3 protein-coding genes are annotated in these 3,277 nt (G+C 33.7%); 1 reads left to right on the forward strand and 2 read right to left on the reverse strand.

Annotated elements, in window-relative coordinates:
* Positions 1 to 274 precede the first annotated feature (274 nt).
* Positions 275 to 772, forward strand: a complete 498-nt coding sequence (gene dfrG / locus ABS916_RS12780; protein WP_000868795.1) for a trimethoprim-resistant dihydrofolate reductase DfrG — start codon at positions 275 to 277, stop codon at positions 770 to 772.
* Positions 773 to 843: 71 nt separating this feature from the next.
* On the opposite strand, the gene ABS916_RS12785 is transcribed toward dfrG, so the two are convergent.
* Both ABS916_RS12785 and ABS916_RS12790 read right to left on the reverse strand, forming a co-directional pair.
* On the reverse strand, positions 844 to 2,796 hold the full coding sequence (locus ABS916_RS12785) for a hypothetical protein (protein WP_000163792.1): 1,953 nt from the start codon (positions 2,794 to 2,796) through the stop codon (positions 844 to 846).
* A 6-nt stretch (positions 2,797 to 2,802) separates the two neighbouring features.
* Positions 2,803 to 3,099 carry a hypothetical protein gene (locus tag ABS916_RS12790; RefSeq protein WP_002509042.1) on the reverse strand — a complete coding sequence of 99 codons (297 nt, stop codon included), beginning with the start codon at positions 3,097 to 3,099 and terminating at the stop codon, positions 2,803 to 2,805.
* Between the last annotated feature and the right edge of the window lie 178 nt (positions 3,100 to 3,277).

The raw sequence follows: 3,277 nt of genomic DNA on the forward strand, positions 1-3,277 counted from the left end.
TAAGTAGTTCAGTTTTGGAGTACAAAATGACAAAATGTACTTCAAAATGGACTACTTTTTTCATTTTAACTTACATACCAAATTACATACAAAATGATTTATAAAATGCAATTGAAAATGATAATTGAATGAAAATTTGTGATTTTGTGGTATTATGATAATATAACTTATAGAAAAAATTGCTTATTCAACTAACGGGCAGGATAATGAGAAAAGGTTTTTTGATAGAAATAAGAAATTAGATGGTAAATTAGTTAAAAAGGCTGTGTTATAAATGAAAGTTTCTTTGATTGCTGCGATGGATAAGAATAGAGTGATTGGCAAAGAGAATGACATTCCTTGGAGGATTCCCAAGGACTGGGAATATGTTAAAAATACTACAAAGGGACATCCGATAATATTAGGTAGGAAGAACCTTGAATCAATCGGAAGAGCCTTACCTGACAGAAGAAATATTATTCTGACGAGAGATAAGGGGTTTACCTTTAATGGTTGTGAAATTGTTCATTCAATAGAAGATGTTTTTGAGTTATGTAAAAACGAAGAAGAAATTTTTATTTTCGGAGGAGAACAGATTTATAATTTGTTTTTCCCTTATGTTGAGAAAATGTACATCACAAAAATACATCATGAATTCGAAGGAGATACTTTTTTTCCAGAAGTGAATTATGAGGAATGGAATGAGGTATTTGCCCAAAAAGGGATAAAGAATGATAAAAATCCGTATAACTACTATTTTCATGTATATGAAAGAAAAAACTTATTGAGTTAACGGGTGCGTTAATTGAAGAAGAACAGTAAAGATAAAGCACAAGAGCTTGGGATTACTCCAAGCTCTTTTTGTCATTTGAAATAAATTATATCTTTCCAATCAAATTGTTTATCTGTAATCCCTAATCTTTGAGCAGGTGTCAAAACCTTTTTATCCGCTGATTTAAAAGGGCGACAAAAGTTGTAGTAAGTTCTTAGAATTGTAATCGCAAATTGAGCATACTTCGGATTGAAGTTAGCGTAAATATAGCTCTTCTTATCACCACGAGCTGTTGTTAATGGTCTTTCAAGAGATGATATATAACGTCTTATCTGTTGAATAAAGCTATTGGTCGAATGGTCATTAACATTTAATAGCATCTTTGCGATTTCGTTTGGTTCCAGAGCAGATAAATCCGTTCTACAATCAACTGAATAAAATCCTTTATCCTTAGTGGCTAATGGATGTTTGATAGGGTTATCGGCATATTTGCGATATCTTTCTCCATCTTTACTAATAGCCTCTTCGTGGAATTGATGACTTGTTAGTAATTCAGTTAGATAATGAGATGCCAAAGTCCGTAGAAACTTTGTTTTGAATCCTCTGATATCTCCCCAATCGAGCAGTTCTGCTTTTGCTTGTCCGAATTCTTTTAAGCATTGTTTTCTGCTTTTCGTCTTGTTAACTTGGCAAATAAAATGATGTGCATCGCTCAACCTTAATTCTTTCGTGAATACTCTATAAAAGGCGTTTCTAATAGAGAAGTCATCATCACTAATCATTCGCCATTCGTCGGCATTAACCATTTGTTTAATTAACCAATAGTGAGCAGTTGTAGTATAAGGAGCATCAACATTTAAACCATCGACAAATCTACTCCTATTAGTAATTTTCCCTAATTCGTGAAGATAAGCATTCCTATTTTCGCTATCGTTAGCGGATGGTTCTTGTGGATAATAAGACCAATCTAACCTATCATTTTTACGACTAAAAGTATTGAGATGGTCTTCTTTGAATTTTCTTGTATCTTCATTTAATTCATCCATTGAAATATTCCAATCATAGGCAACATCAGAACGGAACACATATCTTGATAAGACCTCAGCAGATACAACTATATACGTTTGCATATTAAGGTCTTCAAACCCCGTATATTTCTTTGAACCTTGTCCTTTCTTACGGACGTTATTTAGGTAGTAGTGCATCTTGTCCGTATTAAGCCACATCTCGTTAAATTTCTTTGTTTGAAGGGGTTGTGTCTCATATCGTTCTAAAAACTCCAAACAACGCCTATACAGCCACTCCAGCTTATGATAGTAGGTTCCAACTCCAATTCCTAAAATATCACAAGTACGACTGACTGAAACCCTTCCAACAACCATCTTAGCGAACATTGGAAGAATGGTGTTCTTTTGTTGGTGATAAGTAGTGGTTTCTTCTCTTTTTGGTAGAACATTAGTGAACTTCTTACACGCCTTACATTGATAGCGTTGAGATTTGCCCCTACTTTTCCCCCTTTTGTAAAATTGCTTCGGCTCATTGAATGGGGTTGATTCTTCTTCCGAGCAGCCTTCTTTATGAAATTGATAATCTGGCTCAACATCTTGGATGCTATTGATTTCTATAAGGCGTTTAATTTCTTCAACAACAGACCAATTAGATAAAGGGGTTACTGTACAGTTTTGCGATACACCTCTGCCAATAGGATTGTCATTGCAGTACATACCTTTATGACCTTTATCTTTGGAACTACCAGTCATTTTATATCGACTTGGTTTCCCTTTTACATCTTTGAATTTGTGCTGTTCTTTCCCAAAATTACAACAAAACGGATTGATGCAGTAATTATATTGAATGGGATATTCAGAACCGTTCCATTTAAAAGACGTTGGCAAGAACAACATTTTGTTATACCTTGTTGCAAATCGTTTTGGAGTTAATAAATCATATTGTTTAGCCCTATCTTTTAATTCTTCGTTTGAAATCGGAATTTTAACATCTACAATTTCATCTTCCTTCGTGGCTAATCTTTTAAGCTTGGTCATTGTCTATCAACCCACTCTATCTTTGATACCCATTTTTTCAACAATCCGCTTATTACTTCGCTTGTTGGCAATCCATTCAATAAACTTCTTATAGTCTAAAATGTTCAATAAGAATTCATCCACTGCTTCGCTTTCAGTACGCTCTGCATATTCAGCGTATTGCTTAACTATCACCCTTACTTGCTCTGATATTTCCCAATCCACAGACTTAGCGTTCTTATTTTTTGGCTCAAGAAATTGCATAGGAAAATGCACCCCTTTTTGCTTAGTAAATTGTAACCATTTTAACACACCAATTTGCATTCCTACAATAATTATTTCACGTTCGCATTTTTATATACATTTTAACTTACATTTTGTGGTGTAAATTAACAACAAACGTTGATTTAACAATAAAAAACGAGTATCAAATTCAGTTGCAATTTGATACTCATTTAGGTTTACATTTTCACTTTTTGTACTCCAAAACTGAACTACTTAC

It is taken from the genome of Carnobacterium sp. (assembly GCF_040274945.1).
GTDB lineage: Bacteria > Bacillota > Bacilli > Lactobacillales > Carnobacteriaceae > Carnobacterium_B.

Excerpts from the sequence above, each read along its gene's own strand:
- dfrG (WP_000868795.1), top strand. The coding sequence starts at position 275 with ATGAAAGTTTCTTTGATTGCTGCGATGGATAAGAATAGAGTGATTGGC.
- ABS916_RS12785 (WP_000163792.1), bottom strand. The coding sequence starts at position 2,796 with ATGACCAAGCTTAAAAGATTAGCCACGAAGGAAGATGAAATTGTAGAT.
- ABS916_RS12790 (WP_002509042.1), bottom strand. The coding sequence starts at position 3,099 with ATGCAAATTGGTGTGTTAAAATGGTTACAATTTACTAAGCAAAAAGGG.